This is a genomic window from Amycolatopsis sp. lyj-112, from assembly GCF_046549055.1.
Classification (GTDB): domain Bacteria; phylum Actinomycetota; class Actinomycetes; order Mycobacteriales; family Pseudonocardiaceae; genus Amycolatopsis.
On record NZ_JAJPWS010000005.1, the window covers coordinates 1 to 18,891 of the forward strand.

General features: G+C 67.8%; 13 protein-coding genes and 1 pseudogene. 8 read left to right on the forward strand and 6 right to left on the reverse strand.

The window, feature by feature from the left end:
- Nucleotides 1-145: 145 nt before the first annotated feature.
- From ACLJRL_RS18515 to ACLJRL_RS18535, 5 genes are read right to left on the reverse strand one after another with little or no spacing between them, the layout of a single operon-like run.
- Nucleotides 146-1,546 carry a tryptophanase gene (locus ACLJRL_RS18515; protein WP_410657451.1) on the reverse strand — a complete coding sequence of 467 codons (1,401 nt, stop codon included), beginning with the start codon at nt 1,544-1,546 and terminating at the stop codon, nt 146-148.
- Nucleotides 1,539-2,711: a cation:proton antiporter gene (locus ACLJRL_RS18520; protein WP_410657452.1), complete on the reverse strand. Its 1,173-nt coding sequence runs from the start codon at nt 2,709-2,711 to the stop codon at nt 1,539-1,541. Before ACLJRL_RS18520 ends, ACLJRL_RS18515 begins: the two co-directional genes overlap by 8 nt.
- Nucleotides 2,704-4,068: a tryptophan 7-halogenase gene (locus ACLJRL_RS18525; protein ID WP_410657453.1), complete on the reverse strand. Its 1,365-nt coding sequence runs from the start codon at nt 4,066-4,068 to the stop codon at nt 2,704-2,706. Before ACLJRL_RS18525 ends, ACLJRL_RS18520 begins: the two co-directional genes overlap by 8 nt.
- Entirely contained in the window at nt 4,061-5,818 is a 1,758-nt protein-coding gene (locus ACLJRL_RS18530; RefSeq protein ID WP_410657454.1) for an amino acid adenylation domain-containing protein, read from the reverse strand. Before ACLJRL_RS18530 ends, ACLJRL_RS18525 begins: the two co-directional genes overlap by 8 nt.
- Nucleotides 5,811-6,581: a thioesterase II family protein gene (locus ACLJRL_RS18535; RefSeq protein ID WP_410657455.1), complete on the reverse strand. Its 771-nt coding sequence runs from the start codon at nt 6,579-6,581 to the stop codon at nt 5,811-5,813. The genes ACLJRL_RS18530 and ACLJRL_RS18535 overlap by 8 nt, the downstream gene beginning before the upstream one ends.
- Nucleotides 6,582-7,270: 689 nt before the next feature.
- Here ACLJRL_RS18535 and ACLJRL_RS18540 point away from each other — a divergent pair.
- The 3 genes from ACLJRL_RS18540 to ACLJRL_RS18550 all read left to right on the forward strand — a co-directional run bounded on the left by ACLJRL_RS18540 (nt 7,271) and on the right by ACLJRL_RS18550 (nt 10,036).
- Nucleotides 7,271-7,624, forward strand: coding sequence for a hypothetical protein (locus ACLJRL_RS18540; RefSeq protein WP_410657456.1), 354 nt, complete (start codon nt 7,271-7,273; stop codon nt 7,622-7,624).
- A gap of 1,473 nt (nt 7,625-9,097) precedes the next feature.
- Nucleotides 9,098-9,259, forward strand: coding sequence for a hypothetical protein (locus ACLJRL_RS18545; RefSeq protein ID WP_410657457.1), 162 nt, complete (start codon nt 9,098-9,100; stop codon nt 9,257-9,259).
- 405 nt (nt 9,260-9,664) lie between these two features.
- Complete coding sequence (locus tag ACLJRL_RS18550) at nt 9,665-10,036, forward strand: hypothetical protein (RefSeq protein ID WP_410657458.1); 372 nt, start codon at nt 9,665-9,667, stop codon at nt 10,034-10,036.
- A 668-nt stretch (nt 10,037-10,704) separates the two neighbouring features.
- Here the strand turns inward: ACLJRL_RS18550 and ACLJRL_RS18555 are convergent.
- Nucleotides 10,705-13,491 (reverse strand): AAA family ATPase, encoded by a 2,787-nt coding sequence (locus tag ACLJRL_RS18555; protein ID WP_410657459.1) that lies wholly within the window; start codon nt 13,489-13,491, stop codon nt 10,705-10,707.
- Nucleotides 13,492-13,760: 269 nt separating this feature from the next.
- On the opposite strand from ACLJRL_RS18555, the gene ACLJRL_RS18560 reads away from it, so the two are divergent.
- The 5 genes and pseudogenes from ACLJRL_RS18560 (at nt 13,761) to ACLJRL_RS18580 (ending at nt 18,745) form a co-directional block, all read left to right on the forward strand.
- On the forward strand, nt 13,761-15,281 hold the full coding sequence (locus ACLJRL_RS18560; RefSeq protein WP_410657460.1) for a S8 family serine peptidase: 1,521 nt from the start codon (nt 13,761-13,763) through the stop codon (nt 15,279-15,281).
- Between the two features lie 43 nt (nt 15,282-15,324).
- Entirely contained in the window at nt 15,325-16,782 is a 1,458-nt protein-coding gene (locus ACLJRL_RS18565; protein ID WP_410657461.1) for a trypsin-like serine protease, read from the forward strand.
- 169 nt (nt 16,783-16,951) lie between these two features.
- On the forward strand, nt 16,952-17,299 hold the full coding sequence (locus ACLJRL_RS18570) for a hypothetical protein (RefSeq protein WP_410657462.1): 348 nt from the start codon (nt 16,952-16,954) through the stop codon (nt 17,297-17,299).
- Between the two features lie 126 nt (nt 17,300-17,425).
- Nucleotides 17,426-17,719: pseudogene (locus ACLJRL_RS18575) on the forward strand (transposase); the annotation flags it as partial.
- A 267-nt stretch (nt 17,720-17,986) separates the two neighbouring features.
- A complete protein-coding gene (locus ACLJRL_RS18580; RefSeq protein WP_410657463.1) occupies nt 17,987-18,745 on the forward strand; it encodes a hypothetical protein in 759 nt (252 codons plus the stop codon).
- Nucleotides 18,746-18,891: the final 146 nt, after the last annotated feature.

The window sequence follows — 18,891 nt, forward strand, 5'->3', positions numbered from 1 at the left end:
CTGCCCCGTCTCCGCAGGCAACAACGGCGCGATCACCGCCCACGCCTTATCCGTCAGCTCACCACGACCAACCACAACCCAATTGTCAGCACACGATCATGAACAAGATCCGCAGGACACGCCCTAGGCGACCGCTCTCACCGATTCAGGTGGTGTAGATGCTGGTGCCGGCGGTGGGGGCGAAGCGGGCTTGGAAGAAGCGGAGGTGGGGTGGCTCGTGGGTGAAGCTGAGGCCGTGGGTGATGGTGCGGCGGTGGGTGTGGACGCGGATGAGGCTGTCGGCGACGTGGTCGATGTGGCTTTGGGTGTAGACGCGGCGGGGGATGGCGAGCCGGAGAAATTCCAGTGGCGGGTAACGGTTTTCGCCGGTTGCCGGGTCGCGCCCGGCGGAGACGGTGCCGCGTTCGACGCCACGGATCCCGCCGTCGAGGTAGACGGCGGCGGCGAGGGTTTGGCCGGGGAGCGCGGTGCGGGGGAGGTGGGCGAGAACGGCGGTGGCGTCGACACAGACGCAGTGGCCGCCGGCGGGATGGATGATCGGGACTCCCGCGGTGTCGAGCCGGTGGCCGAGATATTCGATCTGCGCGACGCGGGCACGGATGTGGTGTTCGTCGACGGATTCGGTGATGCCTTGCGCGATGGCTTCCATGTCGCGGCCAGCCATGCCGCCGTAGGTGTGAAGGCCTTCGTAGAGCAGGACCAGCCCGCGTGCTTGTTCGGCGAGTTCGGGGTCGCGTAGAGCGATCCAGCCGCCGATGTTGGCGAGGCAGTCCTTTTTGGCGGACATGACGGCGCCGTCGGTGGGGGAGCAGAGGGCGAGCAGGATGTCCGCGACCGAGCGGTGCGCCCAGCCGGGCTCGCGCTGTTTGACGAACCAGGCGTTCTCGACGGCGCGGGCGGTGTCGAGGAAGACGGGGATTCCGTGGGCGTGGGCGAGGTCGCAGGCAGCGGTGAGGTTGGCGACGCTGATGGGCTGGCCGCCTGCCATGTTCACGGTCGCGGCGAGGGAGACGTAGGGAATCGCGGTGGCGCCGTGTTCGGTGATGACGGCCTGGAGCTTGGCGAGGTCGACGTTGCCTTTGAACGGGTGTTCGCAGGTGGGGTTGTGTGCTTCGTCGATGATGACGTCGTGGAAGGTGGCGCCGTTGAGTTCCTGGTGGGCGCGGGTACTGGGGAAGTACATGTTGCCGGGGATGTGGGTGCCGGGTCGGATGAGGCAGCGGGAGAGGATGTTCTCGCCGCCGCGGCCTTGGTGGACGGGGATGACGTGTTCGTAGCCGTAGTGGGCGCGGACGGCCTGTTCGAAGATGTAGAAGCTGCGCGCGCCGGCGTAGGCTTCGTCTCCGCGCATGAGGGCCGACCATTGCCGGTCGGACATGGCGTTGGTGCCGGAGTCGGTGAACAGGTCGATGTAGACGTCTTCGGAGCGGAGCAGACAGGGATTCCAGCCGGCGGCCCGGAGTGCTCGTTCGCGGTATTCGCGGGTGGTGGTGCTGATCGGTTCGACCATTTTGATCCGCCACGGTTCCGCTGGGTGGTCAGGCATCTCGGGTCACCTTGTCTCGTTCGAGGTGGTTGAGCAGTGGTCCGGTCATGGCGGTCGTGACGAGGGCCATGACCACCATCGCGGTGTAGAAGGCACTGTCGATGACGCCGAGGCCGAGCCCGATGCTGAGGAAGACGAGTTCGGTGACGCCGCGGGTGTTCATCAGGGTCGCGAACACCGCGGCCGGCCGGGGTGGCTGCCCGGCGAGGCGGGCACCGAGATACGCGCCGCCGCCTTTGGCGAGGACGGCGACCACGATGATCGCGAAGGTTTCGGCCACCAGAGTGGTGTCGAGGTCGCCGAAGTCGACCTTCCGTCCGATGAGGACGAAGTACAGCGGGACCAGAAGGGACGCGACGGGCGCGATCAGCGCGGCGGGGTCGTGCCGGGACGCGGGCCTGCCGATGGCGGCGCCGATGAGGAACGCGCCGATCGCCGCGTGCAGGCCGATGGAGTCGGTCACCGCCGCCCCGACGCAGGCGATGGCGACCATGGTCACGGCCGCGGTCGGCGCGGACAGGCGATCCATCGCCCGGCCGGACCACGGCCGGGCGAGGACGAGCAGGGCCAGCAGGAACGGGAGCGTCCCCAGGAGTGACCAGACCTGGGTTCCACTGTGGACTGAGGCGGCGACGAAGGCGAGTGCTGTCCACGCGGTGGCGTCGGTGATCGCCGCGGCGGTGAGCGCGCAGCGGCCGCGGGAGTCGTTCAGCATGCGCCGTTCGGCCAGGATCCTTGCCAGTACAGGAAAGGCGGTCACCGCCATGGCGGCCGCGGCGAACAGGACGAACGGGGTGACCCCGGCGGGGGCGTGGCGTGCGGCGAGCCAGAGCGCCAGCAACGCGCCGAGGACGACCGGGACGACGGTCGCACCGAGAGCGGGGACGAACGCCGCCGTGATCCGTGCCGCGGTCATCGACGGCGCGAGATGGGCGCCGACACCGAACAAGAACAGGACCAGGCCGAGCTGGGCGAGGGCCTCCAGCGTTGTGTCGACCCGGCCGGGAAGGCCAGGCCCGGCTTGCAGGGCGATGCCGACGACGAGCCCGCAGGTGATCTCGCCGAGGACGGCCGGCTGCCTCACCCTGGTGAAGACCCAGCCGAAGCAGCGGGCCAGGGTCAGCAGCACGGCGAGCGCGGCCAGCAGGAGTGCGAGGTCAGGCATCGGGCACCTGCCACCGCCTGCCGTCCGCGGTGGGGACGAGCCCGCCGGGGAACATCGGCGGCTCGTCGCCCGCGGCGTCGCCGAGCAGGCCGCGTAGCTGCAGCTGCGCGCCTTCGGCGAGCACGTCACCGAACATCGTTCCGGAAAAGTCCTGTGAGGACACTCCGCCGACGAGGTCGGCGAAGGCTTCGTCGGCGGTTCCGTGATGATCGGTGAGTTGTCGCGCGTGCCGGAAGTAGTCGCCTTTGTCGGTGTCCTGCTCGTAGAAGGTGAGGAGGAAGTCCCGGAACAGCGCGAATTCGCGCCGGTAGCGGGCTTCGAACTCGGCGAAACACCGGTTCTCGTCCGCGACGCCGGACAGGGTGCTGTTGATCGACCGGGCGGCCAGCAGCGCGCTGTAGGTGGCCAGGTGCACGCCGGAGGAGAACACCGGGTCGATGAAGCACGCGGCGTCTCCGACCAGCACCATTCCCGGCGACCACAGGACGGTCCGGTCGTAGGAATAGTCCTTCCGCACGCGGAGCCGGTCGTAGGGTGGGTCGGTCGCGCGGCGCGCAGTACGAAGGAACTCGCTGATGAGCGGGCAATCCTCGATCAGCGAGGCGTAGGCCGCGCCGGGGTCACCCTGCACTCTGTCCGCCGATTCGTGTGTGACGACGGCTCCGACGCTGGTCAAGGAGTCCGACAGCGGGATGTACCAGAACCAGCCGTCGGGGAACGAGACGCACAAGATGTTCCCCGCGTTGGGTGAGGGCATCCGGTCGCCGCCCTCGAAGTACCCGAACAGCGCCAGGTTACGGAAATGCGGCGAATACTCGCGGCTGCCGCCGACGTCGTGGTGAAGCCTGCTGCCATGCCCGGAGGCGTCCACGACGAACCTGGCCATCGCCACCTGTTCGTGTCCGGTGTCATCGGTGTAGCGGACGCCGCCGATCCGGTCACCGGCGCGGATCGTGCCAAGCGCCCGATGTTCTTGACGGACCTCGGCGCCGAGCCGCCGGGCGCCGTCGAGCATGAGCGCGTCGAACCGGGCGCGCTCGACCTGATAAGCGTAGGACGTAGGCCCGGCCATCCGGTCGGACGCGGCGAAGGAGAACGTCCACGGCTCGGCACTGGCGCCCCATTTGAAGGTGCCGCCGCGTTTGCGAACGAAACCGGCCTGCTCGATCTCGTCGCGCAGCCCGAGCATCGCGCAGATCCCGTGGATCGTGGCGGGCAGCAGGGATTCGCCGATCTGATAGCGAGGAAATCTGTCCTTGTCCAGCAGCAGCACCCGGTGACCCTCCGCGGCGGTGAGCCCGGCGACGGTGGCGCCGCCCGGCCCGCCGCCCACCACGATCACGTCGTAGTCATCCATGACGGCGCGCTCCTTTCGCTGTGGTGGGAACGAGTTCGGCGAGCCGGGCGACCGTGCGCCGTAGCAGGACGTCCCGCAGCGAACACGGCACCTCCAGCGCCCGCAGCCGTGCGGCGAGCGCCGCGGCGGAGAGGCTGTGCCCGCCGAGGGCGAAGAAGTCGCTGTCCGCGTCGACCGCCGGAATCCCCAGCTGGACGCGGAACGCGGCGGCGACGAGTTCCTGTGCGGGGGTCAGCACGACCGGCTTCGGAGCCGGGACGAGCGGGGCGAGGGCGGTCCGGTCTATCTTCCCGTTCGGTCCGAGCGGCATGGCCTCCAGCGGGATCACCTCGGAGGGCAGCAGATAGGCCGGCAGCACCGCCTGCAGCCGTTCCCGCGCCTGTGCGGCCGTGCCCGTGTCGAGCACGACATAGGCGACCAGCTTCGGTTCGGTACCTTCGGCCCGGACCACGGCCTGCCGGACACCGGGCAGCGCGAGCAGCGCGTGCTCCACCTCGCCCGGCTCGACCCGATGACCCCGGATCTTGACCTGATCGTCCAGCCTGCCCAGCCACTCCAGGTGGCCGTCGGCCAGGAGACGGCACCGGTCGCCGGTCCGGTACCCGCGTTCTCCCGCGGTGACGAACCGGTCCGCGGTCAGCTCCGGCCGGCCGAGATAGCCCAGGGCAAGGCAAGACCCACTGATCAGCAGCTCGCCGGCCTCCCCCTCCGGCACGGGCCGCAGATCATCGTCGACGATCTGGGCCGTGGTGTTGCCGATGGGCCGCCCGATCGACGGCGTCACGTGTTCGCCGAGCCGGCAGGCCGTGGTGAACACCGTGCACTCGGTCGGGCCGTAGAGGTTCACCGCGGTGACGCCCACCGCTGCACGCAGCTGCGACCAGAGGTCCTGTCCGACGGCCTCGCCGCCCATCAGCAGCATCCGCGGACGACTCCGGCCGTCGAGCAACCCGGCCTCCAGCAGCGCCGACATCTGCGCGGGCACCGCTTCCACGACCGACAACCGGCGCTCTCGCGCGAAGTCCACATAGGACTCCGGGTCGGCACGGACGGGATCGGGAACAAGATGCAGTTCGTGCCCGCCCACCATCCACGACAGCGGGTTCCACGACGCGTCGAAGGCCAGCGGCATACCGTGCGCCACCCGCTGAGGCCCGCGGCCCGCGGGGAAGAACCGGCCGGCGAGTTCGCCGTACAGGTTGACCAGGCTCCGGTGCCCGACCACCACGCCCTTGGGAACGCCCGTCGAACCGGAGGTATAGATGATGTACGCCGGGCCAGCGACGGTCCTCGACAACCGACGCCCGTCCAGCCCGGCGAGTTCCGACTTCCAGTCCTCATCGGACAGCACCACATCCGCCCGCGCGGCGAGATTCACGACATCCGTCAGGACCACGGCGGGCCGGGCGTCGGCGAGGATCGCATCAAGGCGTGCGGCGGGCAGGGCCGGGTCGATCGGCAAAGGGACCGCCCCGGCCTTCGCCGTCGCGAGCACTCCCAGCACGGCCCGCACCGACCTCGTCAACGCACAGGCCACCACGGCTCCCGGCACCGCGCCCGCGTCCCGCAGGACCTGCGCGAGCCGGTTGCCCCAGAGGTCGAGTTCGTGGAACGTCCAGGCGACCTCATCAGCGACCAGACAGATCCGGGCGGGCGACCGCCGAGCCTGTCGCTCGAACAAGTCGCACCAGGTCACGGGGGGAAGCTGTCGCCTCACGCCGCGCACCACGGACGGTGCCAAGTCACTCATCGCACGGCTCCATTCCGAACCCGGCCCGGCGGACCAGCGCCCAGAAGCCGGCTGCCCTGCCGGGCTCGAGCACCCCCAGATGGCCCCCGGGCACGACACATCCGGTGAACTTCCCGGACGTCCACACCCGCCACGCCCGGATCGCGTCATCGCCAGTCGTGAAGGCCGGGTCGTCCTCGCCCCGGATCGCGATGATCGGACAGCGCAACAGCACCTTCGCGGGGCCGGAGTAAGCACTGGTCAGCCGCAGATCCCCGCGGAGCAGTTCCAGCGCGTACTCCCGGAGTTCGGGGGACTGGCGACACCCGGCTGGGCTCAGGCCGGCCCTGTCGAGGAGCTGGCTCACCTCGGCCTTCGCGTATCTCCCGGGCATTCGCCGCTGCGGCGCGCACACGCCCACGACGATCAGCGCCGCCGGTGCCGTCCGCCGCCGGAGGTGCATGCGCTGGGCCACCTCGAGCGCGACGAACGCGCCCATACTGAACCCGATCAGCACGACCCGCGAAGACCCTGCGGCCCCGAAGCGGCCGAGGGACTCCAACGCGATCTCCTCGGCAAGGCATTCGACCGACTCAGCGGGCGGCTCGGTGAGCCGTTCCCCGTGCCCGGGGTACTCCACACCCCACAGCTCGACCCCGGACGAGGCGAGAACGAACCCGCGCAAGCCGAGAACCGTCCCGCCCGCAGGAGGAAAACAAAGACATATCTCGCCAAAGTCACCTCTGAAGTCCATTGTGGACAATGGCGTTACGGCAGCATTCATCGGTACGCTCTCCCGAAATGGGCCTTCGACGGACTGACCGCAGTCATCGAAGACGAAGCTGGCAGGCACAACACGATTCCCGTCGACGGGACCCGAAAGCGTCGTGCACCTCGCGGGTCCACATCGGACAAAGGGATATCGGCAGCCGTGCCCGGCAAGCGAATTTTCACGATGTCGCGCTGGTCCGGTGAACATCCGGGCACTGCGCCGCTGGCGCGCCTTGACGAACCGGACTCGCCGGACCCGTCTCGCCCGCACCTTTGGGTGATTCCGCGGCCGCGCCGACCACGGGAAAGGTGCGAGACTCCTTCGGACTCTTGCCCGCTACGTGGTAGCCGTCAGAGTCGTTGGTCCGAAAGATACGACGCCGTTAGGCTGGATGGGGTAACGGTTTGGCGGCGAGATCAAACTGCCTGCAAGTGTTAGTCAGATAGCCCTTTCGCTCCCTCATCTGGGCTACCTCAGGAGGGGCGACGGGAAGACGCCGAGGCAACGTGGCAGGGTCAATGGAATTGACCCTGGCGCAAAGTTCGTGAAGTTCCCTCCAGAGGGAAGCTCGTGCGGTGGAACTGGGACATCGGTCGCCGTCGACGCGACGCTGTTCGATCAGTTCGTGGAACTGCCGGATGGGACAGTCCTGAATCTCAACGTCCCCGACCACGCCCGAGGCGGGTCTGCCGAAGGGTGCGGTGCTGGCCGAGTTCGGCGCCGTGCGCAGCCATATCCAGAACGATGAGAACAGCACGTTCACACTCACCACCGTGACCGTGGAGGGCGAACGCGCCTCATACCGCCACCAACTCGATTGGCTCGTCGCCCGGGCGCCGGCTTGGAACGGGCCAAGGTGGAAGCCGAGGATACGCGCACGCGATCCTTGCGTTGCGGTCGCCGGTGGCGACGGATCTCCGGGTAGTGCTGTCGGCGATCTACGCCGCGACGACCTCGATCGCATGGGACGCCCCGCGATCCATGTCGCCGACGCCGTCCAGCGCAGGTATCCGGACCGGGTGATACCGCCGGGTGCTGATGCCGCGTCTCGTTGAAATGGACTGGACCAATGGTCCCACGAAAGCGGTCGACGCGGCCTGCTGAGCCGTCAGCACATGTCCTAAGTGGACAGGCGCTGTGGCGGATCAGGGTAGCGCGCGGCTGACGTCAGGCGTCATGACTGGCTGAGTGGTGAATCCGTGGGTGGTTCGGTGTCCAGGATGTCGGTCGCCCGGACGACGTGGGCGGGGTGCCGGTGGGAGCGCGGTCCGTGCGGATGGGTACCCAGGTGGTGCCGGTGTGCTCGTCGCGCAGGCTGCACCCGACGACCGTTCCGCTCTCTTCGCGCTTCGCTCGAGTTGTCGGACTGGACGGGTCCTTGCGGATGCGGCGGCGGTAATGGACTCGCCATCCCAGTGGGTAGGCGCCGCCGTGGCGAGTGGGCCAGTCCCGGTGAGCGCTCTCTGCCTGTTGGGCCGGGTCTGTCTCCGAGGCGACGGTCATGGCCGGATGTCGCCGGCGTCGAAAAGGTGTGCTGTCGACGACATTGCCGGCAGCGGCCGGGACGTCGATCGGCGTCTGGCCGGCAGGACGTCGTCCTGGCTCCGCCAGGTCGTGTGGAGGGTCTTCCGTCGGCACCTCTGGTCACTCCGATCGAGTCGGCTTCTCCATCACCGGTCGGCCGCGGTCCAGGGCGCGCGATTACCAGCCTAGTAGTCCGTCGCGGCTTAATCGTGGTGGAGCTGAAGGGGGAAAGTCGTTCTGTGACCTGTTCTGAGTGGGGTTCGATGCGGCCGCAATGTCAGGAACTTGAGGCGATGGCACCTGAGACGCCCGGCTGTCCACAAAGGACAAAAATCGGGTAGAAATGTCTGATTGATTATTATTTGCCCGTATTTTCAAGGTTGTGAGGGCCTCCTTGAGGGACTCAGAGTCCCTCAAGGAGGCCCTCACAACCTTGCCAACCCTCCCCGGTGTCCCGGTCGCCGAGGACAAGCGGTCCACGTCGCGGCCGGGGCGGGCCCGCCAAGTGTTCCGCGTCCCATCACGCAAGTTCTCCGGCTGGACACGCGTGATCTCCATCCAGTCACGCGTGACCTCCCTAAGAGCACACGACAACCAGGGGAATCCTTTCGCGTGGCCACCAATTCGCCAACAGCATCATGCGATGCGGGTAAAGCGCCCTTCACCGCGCGAGACGAGGGAAAGTCCCTTCAGCTCCCCACAACTAAGCCGCGACGGACTACTAGGGCCTCTCGTCCGCTGACGTGCTCATCCACGTGGGTGGTTCAGGTCTTGCACACGAATGATCCAGAACATGCATACCCACCCGTTCGCCAAAGACTGGTGCCGAGGCCCCGGGGTTACGCTGGGGAGATCGCCGGTGTTGAGACGCGTCTTCGTGACGACTTCACCGGTGCAGCCCCAGCCCTCGGCCGATTCCACGAAGAACAGCCGATTCGGGAGGGTGGCGTGATGTCGACGATGAGGGCCGTAGGAAAGCAGGTTCCGTCGTGGTGAGGCGGCCAGTGAGGAGTCTCGACAGCGTCAGGGCGGATCCCTACGAGGTCAGCCATGACCAGCGTTGTCGTGGCGTGCGCCTGGTGGCGTCGGTAGCGAAGGACGTCGAGGATTGCGCGTTGCTGCTCGCGATTCTCGGCCTCGACCCCGCCGACGGGTTGGAGCGCTGAACCTTCGCGGGGCGGTAGGCGGCGCTGACTGCGATCGGCTCCCGGTTCGTCGCCGTCTTCGCCGACTCGCCTACCAACAGGCGTCGATGGCACCGACGCGGGCTTAACCTGCCAGTCGGCTCTGCGGCGTCAGGGGTGACACGATCGGGTTAACCTGGCATGTCCGGTGCGATCTTGCCCTGGCCCGCCGCAGCCGAGAACCCCCGAGGCCTAAGGGAATTCTGCATTCCCGGACGTTGGCGGGCTCCAATCCCGCTACCGCCGCTGGTTGCATTTTCCTGCGACCGGTGCGACGGTTCGCGCCGACGGCCGACCGGGTTCGGGCCCAGCACCGATGCCGGGGGTCGTCACCGCTCCAGACCGCGGCGGGTCACACCAGGAACCCGTCTCGTCAGGAGCCCCATCGTGGACAAAGCCGGTCTAGCGAACTTGTCGATTTCCCCGGATATACGGCGTATCCGAGCCAACCGCTTGTCACGGTCGGTGCGGTTCTACCTCGCCCTGGACTGCGAAGTCCGCCAGGCAGGTGACGGGTGGGTGCAGCTGCGCAACGGGAACACCCTGTTCATGCTCGAACACGGCGACACCAACGCTCGCTCAGGAACCATCGCTCCGGAGTTGAGCGCCGGTAATCTCCTGCATCTGTGCCGCCGTCTCTGGTCGGCCGGCATCGATACCAGCCCCATCAGCTACCCGGCCTGCGCGCCAGGCGGCCGGATCACCACGAGTGATCCCGATCGGCATCCCGTCTCCATCAGCCAAGCGGAGAGCCGATAGACACCACCGTCACCAACCTGTGAGCCGATGCCGCCACCCCTGGGCGCTGGGATCAACAGGACTTTCCTGTCTGACGCGATGCGCGCGAGCTTTAGCGTCGAAGTCATCCGTGGCTCAGAGTCACCCGTGAACTTGGGTGCCGTGCGCCGCTAATCGACCGCGCCGAGTTGGTGTCGCTCCAGGCGGTTGACCGGCAAGAACAAGTAGATCTTCCGGTCCGGAACTGCCGCGGTGAGAAGATTCCCGTGACGACGTCCGCCGTCCTCTTGTCGTATCCGTGCCTGTCGATAACCGAGTGGACTCCGTCGATGGAGTAACGGCCCAACTGGTCGTCGAGCCGGTACTCGAGGTCTGACACGGACGATATGGCGTACTTGCTGTCACATTTCCGAGCAGCACCTGCGCGAACCGACTGATTACCGGAGTCGCAGAAGAAGTTCGGGTTCGCATCGGGTTTCAGTGCGAACTGCCCTGAAGTGACCAGGGAGAACCTCCGCCCATCCGTACTGGCGGGATAGCTCAAGACGACTTGCAGCATGCTGGTGTCATCGTGGGCGTAGTCCCAAGTCTTCACTTCGATGTCGACGGGAATCGGATCCGCCATCGGGCCGGTCTTCTTCAGCTCAGTTTCGGGCGGTTGGCCTGGGTCGGTTTGACTCCCAGTGGGTTCAGAGTCGGACATCGTGCCGGGAGGACGCGTCGAGTTTGCGGAGTACGTTGGCGACGTGGTCCTCGACGGTGCGCCGTGAGATGAACAGGGCTTGAGAGATCTCCCGGTTGGTGTGGCCGTTGGCCAGCAGGCGTGCGACATCGTGTTCGCGCGGCGACAGTTGCGTGCCGTAGCTGCGGCGGCCACGGACGGAAGGTATGACGGTGCCGGTGCTGCGGATGTGGTGACGGCAGCGGGCCGCGTCGACCGTGGCGCCCAGGGTGTCGAATGTGACGGCCAGCTCACGGAACACCGCAGGATCGGCGCCGGTGATGCGAGCGGCCCTGTCGGCGCACTGCGCGGCGCGGTAGCGCTGCCCGAGTTCCTGGTAGCGCAGCTGCGCGTCACGGTAGTGCTGCTCCGCGTCGTCGTGATCTCCTGCCGCGGCGGCCACCTGCGCTCTGCACACCGTGAGCGCCATCCGCGCTGAGGGCGCGTCGATGCCGTCGAGCTCCTCCTCGGTCTCTGCTACGAGTTGCCGCGCGGCACCCGTCTCGTCGTCGGCGAGGTAGCACGCGACCGCCTGGGGGACGATCTCGGCGGTCCATGCCCAGGAGCCCTTCGCGCGGAGCAGGGCAAGTCCGCGCTCCGCGTGACCGCGAGCCGCGGTGTCGTCCCTGCTGAGCAGCATGGCGGCCATTCCTCCCGCCGCGGCCACCGCCACCGGGATCACCGCTGTCGGGTGAATGTCGAGGGCGGCGTGGAATCCGTGTTCGGCGGTCAGCCAGTCGCCGCGTGCGGCGGCCAGCCAGCCGATGACCAGGTTCAGTTCGTTCGCGATGTGTGGCAGATGGGAATAGGCGTGGATCTGCGCCTGTACCCGCTCGGCCAGACCGGACCACTCGCCCGCGAGCCAATCCAGCCGGGCCGCGGTGGCTTCGGCTGTCGCCACCACGTAATCGGCGCCCGCACGTGAGGCCATCGCCAACCCGGTGTGCAGGAACGTTCGTCCCTGCCGGTCCTGGCCGGTCCACGAACACGCGTCGGCCAGGTTGGCGTGGGCACGGGCGAGGTGCCTGATCTCGGTGGGGTCGTCGATGTCGTTGAGCACGGGCAGCAGGGTGATCCGGTCCCAGACGACCGGGTCACCGACGATGAGCTGCCCACCGAGCACCGTGGCCAGGACCGCTGTGCGCGCAGGGCGCTGCGGCAGATGAGCGAGCAGGTCCTCCACCCGCAGAAGCCAGGCGTGGTGGTCGGCTACGGTGGCGATGTCAAGGTAGGGCACGGAGAGCAGTGCCATCCCGGACGCGATGCGCTCGGGCTGGTCGCCGAGAAGCTCTATCGCGTGGGCGATTTCGGCATATCCGCGGTCCAGCCGGGACTCGCGCACCAGCAGGATGCCGAAGCATAGACGCGCCTCGCCGCGCACGTCGGCGGTCAATCTGGGGTCTGACCGCAGTGCTTCGATGCGCATGATCACGTCGGCGTCCGGGAGCCCGGCCAGCGCGTATCCACAGAGTTTTGTGGCCAGCCGGTTCAAGTCCTCGGCGGGCACGTCGCGGTCGGAGACCATTTGGGAGAGCAGGTCCACCGCAAGGGACATGTCCTTTGCCTCGGCCGCGACGTCCGCGGCGCTTTCGCTGTATCGCAGCCACTCTTCCGGCATGCCCGCCTCGGCGCAGTGCCTGGCGAGCCGCGCGACCGGCCACCCGGCCACGTCGGCCAGCACGCGTACCGCGGCGCCGTGCAGCTCCCGCCGACGCGGTCCCGGCAAGGCCGCGTACACCGCCCGCCGCGCCATGCCGTGCCGAAGGCCGTACCGGTTCGGCGGGCCCTCCGCCAGCACACCGGAGCGCACCAAGTTCACCACCGGGTGCACTCCGGGAGACCCCGCGACCGCAGCGAGGATCTCCGCCGGCACCGCATCGCCCAGCACGGCCGCCGCCTCGGCAACCGCGCGCTCCGGTTCGATCAGCCGGTGCAGTCGTTCGAGCACCGACTCCTTCACCAGGACAGGCACATCGACGGTGGCCAGGACCCGGCCCGCCACCACCCCCTCGATCCGGGTGTCCACCAGCCGGTCACGCAGCGCACGGGCCGTTTCCGCGACCACGAAGGGAATTCCGCCGGTCTCGTGCAGAACCGCGGTCGCGAACGACTCCGAAACGACGTCGCCTGCCACGGCTTCGATCAGCGCCCGTACCTCCGGCTCCTCGAACGGTCGTAGTCCCAGGTGCTGGGTGACAACGTCGGGCGGTGGGTGCACGACCGGCCCCAGCGGGGCATCGCCGGGAAGTTCCTCGCGCCGGTAGGTCACGACCAGTGACAGTCCGGGCGGCGGATCGGCGAGCAGAAATCTCAGTACCTGACGGGTGTCGTCGTCCGCCCAGTGCACGTCTTCGACCACGAGCACGGCCGGCCCGAGCGCGCGCACCAGCGCGCAGACCGCACGGAACATCCGATGGCGCTCGGCCTCCGGGCAGTCCAGCGGCGGCGGTGCCGGCGGCAGGAGATCGGCGAGTTCCGGCAGGTGTCCGCGAAGTGCGCCGGTCACCGGATCGGGATGGCCCACCCTGTCCCCGGCTCGCCCGAGACAGTCGAGCAACGGGCCATAGGGGAAGGGTTCATCCAGTGGCTGACAGGTACCGACGGCCATCCACAGGTTCCTGCCGCGCATCGCCGTCGCGAGGGCGCCGATCAAGGTGGTCTTTCCGGCCCCCGCCTCACCTTCCACGAACGCCACCGCGGGCGGGCAGGTGACGACGTCGAACAGGGCGGCCAGTTCCACGGTCCGGCCGACCATCGGGGTGGATCGTCCGCGCCTCGACAGAGAACCCGTGCCGAACTTCGGCGGACGTGCCATCTCTCCGCCCATTGCCACCTCGCGCTGGTCACACCGGTTCCAGGAGGCCGCAACGATACGTCGGACCGTCGCCACTGCGTAACCCTGATCACGGTAATGCCGTACCCCTCCGGGGTCTCACCACGATTGTTTCCCCTCCGCCCGCGCCGAATGGTGAAGCGGTGCGCCAGGCGCACACGGGAAATGGAGGAGAGATGCACAAGACCCGAATGACGTTAGGTCTGTTCGGCATCGCGGCCGCACTGGTGGCGGTGAGCCCCGCCGCGTCGGCCGCGACGCCCGAAAGCGACGTCGTGCAAGCCCGGCAGCCGATCGCCGGTCGCTACATAGTGGTTCTCCGGGACGGCGCTCAGGCAGCCGCTCAGGGTGGGGCCGCCTCGTTGACCCAGCGCTACGGCGGTGCGGTCGTCGACACCTACGCGCTGACTCTGAACGGGTTCTCGGTGCGAGACCTGAGCGAGCGGCAGGCCCGGCGCCTGGCCGCCGACCCGACGGTGCGGACGGTGCACCAGGACGGCGTCGCACGTGCCGCCGGAGAGCAGCCGAACCCGCCGTCGTGGGGGCTGGACCAGATCGACCAGCGCACCAAGACCTTGGACAAGAAGTACGTCTACCCCAACGCCGGCGAGGGTGTCACCGCGTATGTCGTCGACTCCGGCGTGGGTATCCAGCACACCGAATTCGAGGGCCGGGCCGCGCACGGCCGCGATTTCATCGACAACGACAACGACGCGAGCGACTGCTTCTGGCACGGCTCCCACGTGGCGGGCACCATCGCGGGCAAGACCGTCGGCGTCGCCAAGAAGACCAAAGTGGTCGCGGTCCGCTCACTGGGCTGTGGCGGCTCCGGACCGGACTCGGCGACCGTCAGCGGACTGGAATGGGTGGCCGCCAACGGCGTCAAACCGGCCGTGGTCAACCTGAGCCTGGTCATGGACACCGTCGGCGTCGGCGACGCTCAAGTGAAAGCGTTGGTGGACAAGGGTTTCGTGGTCGCCGTCGCCGCGGGCAACAACGGCCAGGACGCCTGCACGGCCAGCCCCGGCCGTACCCCCGAAGCGTTGACCGTCGGCTGGATCAACCAGGGCGGCGGACGTAGCGGGAACTACGGGAAGTGTGTCGACCTGTTCGCCCCGGGCGGCAACATCTATTCCACCGACCACACCGGCGGCTACCGTACCGGCAGCGGCACCTCGATGGCCTCGCCCCACGGTGCGGGTGCGGCGGCGCTGTACCTCGCCGCGAATCCCGGCGCGACACCGCAGCAAGTACGCGACGCGCTCGTCCGCAACGCCTCACCGGGGCTGGTGACCGATCCCGGCGCGGGCTCGCCGGACGCGTTGCTCTACACCGGATTCATCGGCGGTGGCACGCCGCCCAAGTGCGGTGTCAAGTCCAATGACGAGGATGTGTCCATCCCCGACGCCGGGGCCGCCGTGGGCAGCGTCGTGACCCAGAGCGGCTGCGACGGCAACGCTCCGGCGGGCTTGGCCGTACGGGTGGACATCGACCACACCTATTCCGCGGACCTCGCGATCGACCTGATCGGACCGAGCGGGGCCACGTCGGCTCTCAAACCAGCGGGTGGAATCGGCGAGGCAGGCGGTGTGCATCAGACCTTCACCGTGAACGCCTCCGGCGAGAACGCCAACGGCACCTGGAAGCTTCAGGTGCGCGACATCCACCGCTTCGATACCGGCACCTTGACCGGCTGGTCGATCACGTTCTGATCCGGAACGCCCCATCGGACAACCCTGCGAACCGAGGAGCACGATGAGAACAGCACGTCTGGTCACAGCCGTCGCCATGGCACTGGCCGTGATCACTTTGCCCACGACCGGGACGGCGAACGCCGAACCCACCGCCATCGCCGCGACACCCACCGACCAGCTGCGTCCCCCGGACATGGGAACCCGGGTGGTCAACGGACAACGCACGACCGTGCGGGAAAACCCTTACATCATCGCGGGCCTGCGAGCGGGTGGTGGCGGCCCACAGGGACAGTCCTGCACCGCTTCCGTCGTCGGCAAGCGCAAGATCATCACCGCGGCGCATTGCATGATCGACGTCGGCGGGGCGAAGAGCTACCTCTACGGCGACGACGACCTGAACACTCCAGGTGACGAAACCTTCCGCACCCCTGTCGCCTCCTACAAGGTGCATCCCCGCTACACCGGCCCGAACTCCTGGCAGACCGGCTACGACGTCGCGGTGATCACCACCGAGACCGACCTGCCCGTCCCGGAGAGCCAGTGGGCCAAGGTGGCCGGATCGGGTGATGCCGAGCTGACCAAGCCGGGGAAGTCGGGCGCCGCTGTCGGCTATGGACGCACCTCGTCCGGCGGTGGATCCGGCACGCTGTACAAGACCACGATGCCGGTCAACGACGCGAACAACTGCCAGGTGTTCAACGTGCGGGTGAACCCCGACCTCATGGTGTGCGTCGGGTACGACGACGGACGCACTGCGACCTGCTCCGGCGACAGCGGCGGGCCGTTCATCGTGGACGGCGTGATCGTCGGCGTCGTCTCGTGGGGCTCGAGCGGATGCGACCGCTACAGCATCATGGCCCGGCTCACCAACGAGATGGGTGACTGGGCCCGCGGCGAGATCGGCGGCACTCAGCCCGGTGACGGGAAGTTCGGCGTCTCCCTCAGTCCGGCGGCCGGAAAAACCGAGCCCGGCAAGTACATCTCGACCTCCGTCGTGACCAAGGCAGGCGACGCGGGACCTGAAAAGCTCGAGCTGGCCGCCACCGGCCTGCCCGACGGCGCGACGGCCACGTTCCAGCCCGGCTCGTCCCTCAACTCCGGCGACGTCGCCAAACTTACCGTGGAGACCGCGGCGAGCACTCCGAAAGGCACGCACCGGATCACCGTCACGGCGAAAGGCTCGTCCGGCACCAAGTCCGCCGACTACACCCTGACCGTCGGCGACGGTGGCACCACGGAAGGCCCCAAGCCGACCGTCTCTCCCGGTGCGGGAACGGTGACACCCGGCTCGTTCGTCAACGCGACCGTCACCGTCGCCGGAGGAACGGGCAACAGCACACTCGCCGCGACAGGCCTGACGTTCACCCCGATGTTCCAGCCATCCACCGTCACCCCTGGCGGTACATCACGCATGTCCATCGCTGCCCCGTTCCAGCGCGGCACCTACAAGATCACCATCACCGCCACTGACAGCACCGGCAAAACCGGTACCGCCGAATACAGCCTTACCGTCCAATGAGCTGACCCGACCCTGTGGAGCCCATGACCACCATACGGTCACGGGCTCCACGGCGGGCTGTTGTCTCCCGTCAGTCATGGCCGACCGAGGATGCGGCGGCTGTTAGGGTCCGGGCCATGCGGGTGTGGTGCTGTGGCCTGGTCGTGTGCGCGGGTGTGCTGGTCGGCGCGTGCGCAGGGGGAGGGGCGGGGACTGGTCAGGTGGTGCCAGCGACAACCCCGCCGGCCCCGAAGACGGTGGCGACCGGCCCCCTGACGACGTCGATGTCGTCACCGCCGGGAACACCGGTGACCACTACGACCCAGCTGACGCCAGAGGCGACGCGGACCACGACTCACCGTTCCACGACGACCGCGAAGCGCCCGACGGCCCCGCGCCGCACTCCCACCCGGAGACGCTGACGGCCATGGCTATCGGCTCCGATTCGATGAGAAGGGGCCGAGATCCTGAGTTTCAAGGGATCGAGAACTACGCGGTCGGGAAGAGCCTGTTGCGTCAGGGCAGCCTCGACCGCTGAGCCGCCTCAATCCGCATGAGGTGGTCGACGACTGCCGGCAGCGGGCGTGTGGGATAGCCAGGGCTTCGCCGCGCCGGAAGCCTGAGAGTCGTGATGTGGCTTAGCGGTGCGGCCACACCTGGATTGTCCCGCCGCGGTCCGCGGCGGCGTAAGCCGGACAAGCTGCACGCCGACAAGGCCTACGACCAGCCCGACCTGCGAGGCTGGATCCGCGACCGCGGCATCAAGGTCCGCATCGCCCGCAAAGGCAACGAATCCAAGGACAAACTCGGCAAACACCGCTGGGTGATCGAACGAACCATGGCCTGGTTCACCGGATACCGCCGCCTCACGTTGCGCTACGAACGCAAAGCCGAACACTTCCTCATCCTCGGAGCCAGCCTCACCTGCCACAAGAAACTCCGCAAACTCACCACATGAGACACGCTCTAAGTGATCTGTGGTCCCGAAGTGCCGGGGTTGACCTCAGTGCTCGTCGAGCGAGCACACGATCTCCGGTGTCGTCAATGGGCTGATCGACCCACACTGCCCGGGGGATGTGTCGGATATTTTCGGGGAACGCCGCCGCAGGGCAAGCGGTGTCCAGGGTTCGGGGTGCGGCACCACGTCATCTCAGTCGCATCGGCGGTTCGATCAGAAGGAAATGCTTTGCGGAAACTCAGAACGGCCCTGATCGCTCTTGGCGTCATGACCGCGGTCGTCGGGGGCGGCCTCGTCGGTGCACCCGTCGCCCAGGCCGCGGCCACCTGGCAAGCTCACGACAAGGTTTGCCAGACCGTCACGGACGTCAACGGTCAGAGCCTCGGTTCGGTCTGCGCTGAGGTGCAGAAGCGCGTCACCGACGCCGGGTCGGTCAACGGTTACCGCGCGAGAGTCACCGTCACTCCCACCGCGGGGCACTGGATGAAGCCGACCACCTATAACTGGAGTTGGGGTAATTTGACCCCGGTCTGCGCGGGCGGCTGCACTGAGCAGACCTCCGTGTGGTCCTCCGCGTGGTCTCCGGCAAGTACCACCGCCGGGACGTACAGGGTTCTGGGCGAGATCTCCGGCGGCGCTAGCTTCTACGTCGTGGCCTCCTGGAGTGATTGGGCACGGATCGCTGGGAAGTGCGCCACCTACACCGCTGGCAAGTTCTGTGTCTACCGGCATGAACGCGGCTACCGGGGCACCATGCAGGAGCGTGGCAAACTGACGGTCACCCCGGCCGCCGGCAAGTGGATCGAGCCGCGGTCGGTCCGGGTCGGCAACGTCTCGGACGGCACCGACACCCATAAGACCCGCGACCTCTGCGACCCGTCCTGCACTCGGCGCACCGCTTACTGGTCCACCACCGTGTCCCGGACTATGCCCGGTATCGGCAGCGACTATGAGCTCTACGCGTCCGCCCAGGTCGCATTCTCCTCGGGAGAGGTAAAGACCATCAGGGCCTCACTCTTCGACTGACCACGTCACCACCGCGGGGCCCTCAGCGGTCGCGTCCGTCCGGTTTGGGGAGCCTCCGGATCGGGAAGCATGTGGCCATGTCGAGTCCAGTGGACGAAAAGGCCGCCCCGTCGGAGAAGCAACACCGACGCAGGCGCTGGATTGCA

Coding starts and splice junctions, on each gene's coding strand:
- ACLJRL_RS18515 (WP_410657451.1), bottom strand. CDS start 1,546: ATGCCTGACCACCCAGCGGAACCGTGGCGGATCAAAATGGTCGAACCG.
- ACLJRL_RS18520 (WP_410657452.1), bottom strand. CDS start 2,711: ATGCCTGACCTCGCACTCCTGCTGGCCGCGCTCGCCGTGCTGCTGACC.
- ACLJRL_RS18525 (WP_410657453.1), bottom strand. CDS start 4,068: ATGGATGACTACGACGTGATCGTGGTGGGCGGCGGGCCGGGCGGCGCC.
- ACLJRL_RS18530 (WP_410657454.1), bottom strand. CDS start 5,818: ATGAGTGACTTGGCACCGTCCGTGGTGCGCGGCGTGAGGCGACAGCTT.
- ACLJRL_RS18535 (WP_410657455.1), bottom strand. CDS start 6,581: ATGAATGCTGCCGTAACGCCATTGTCCACAATGGACTTCAGAGGTGAC.
- ACLJRL_RS18555 (WP_410657459.1), bottom strand. CDS start 13,491: ATGGTCGGCCGGACCGTGGAACTGGCCGCCCTGTTCGACGTCGTCACC.
- ACLJRL_RS18560 (WP_410657460.1), top strand. CDS start 13,761: ATGACGTTAGGTCTGTTCGGCATCGCGGCCGCACTGGTGGCGGTGAGC.
- ACLJRL_RS18565 (WP_410657461.1), top strand. CDS start 15,325: ATGAGAACAGCACGTCTGGTCACAGCCGTCGCCATGGCACTGGCCGTG.
- ACLJRL_RS18580 (WP_410657463.1), top strand. CDS start 17,987: ATGACCGCGGTCGTCGGGGGCGGCCTCGTCGGTGCACCCGTCGCCCAG.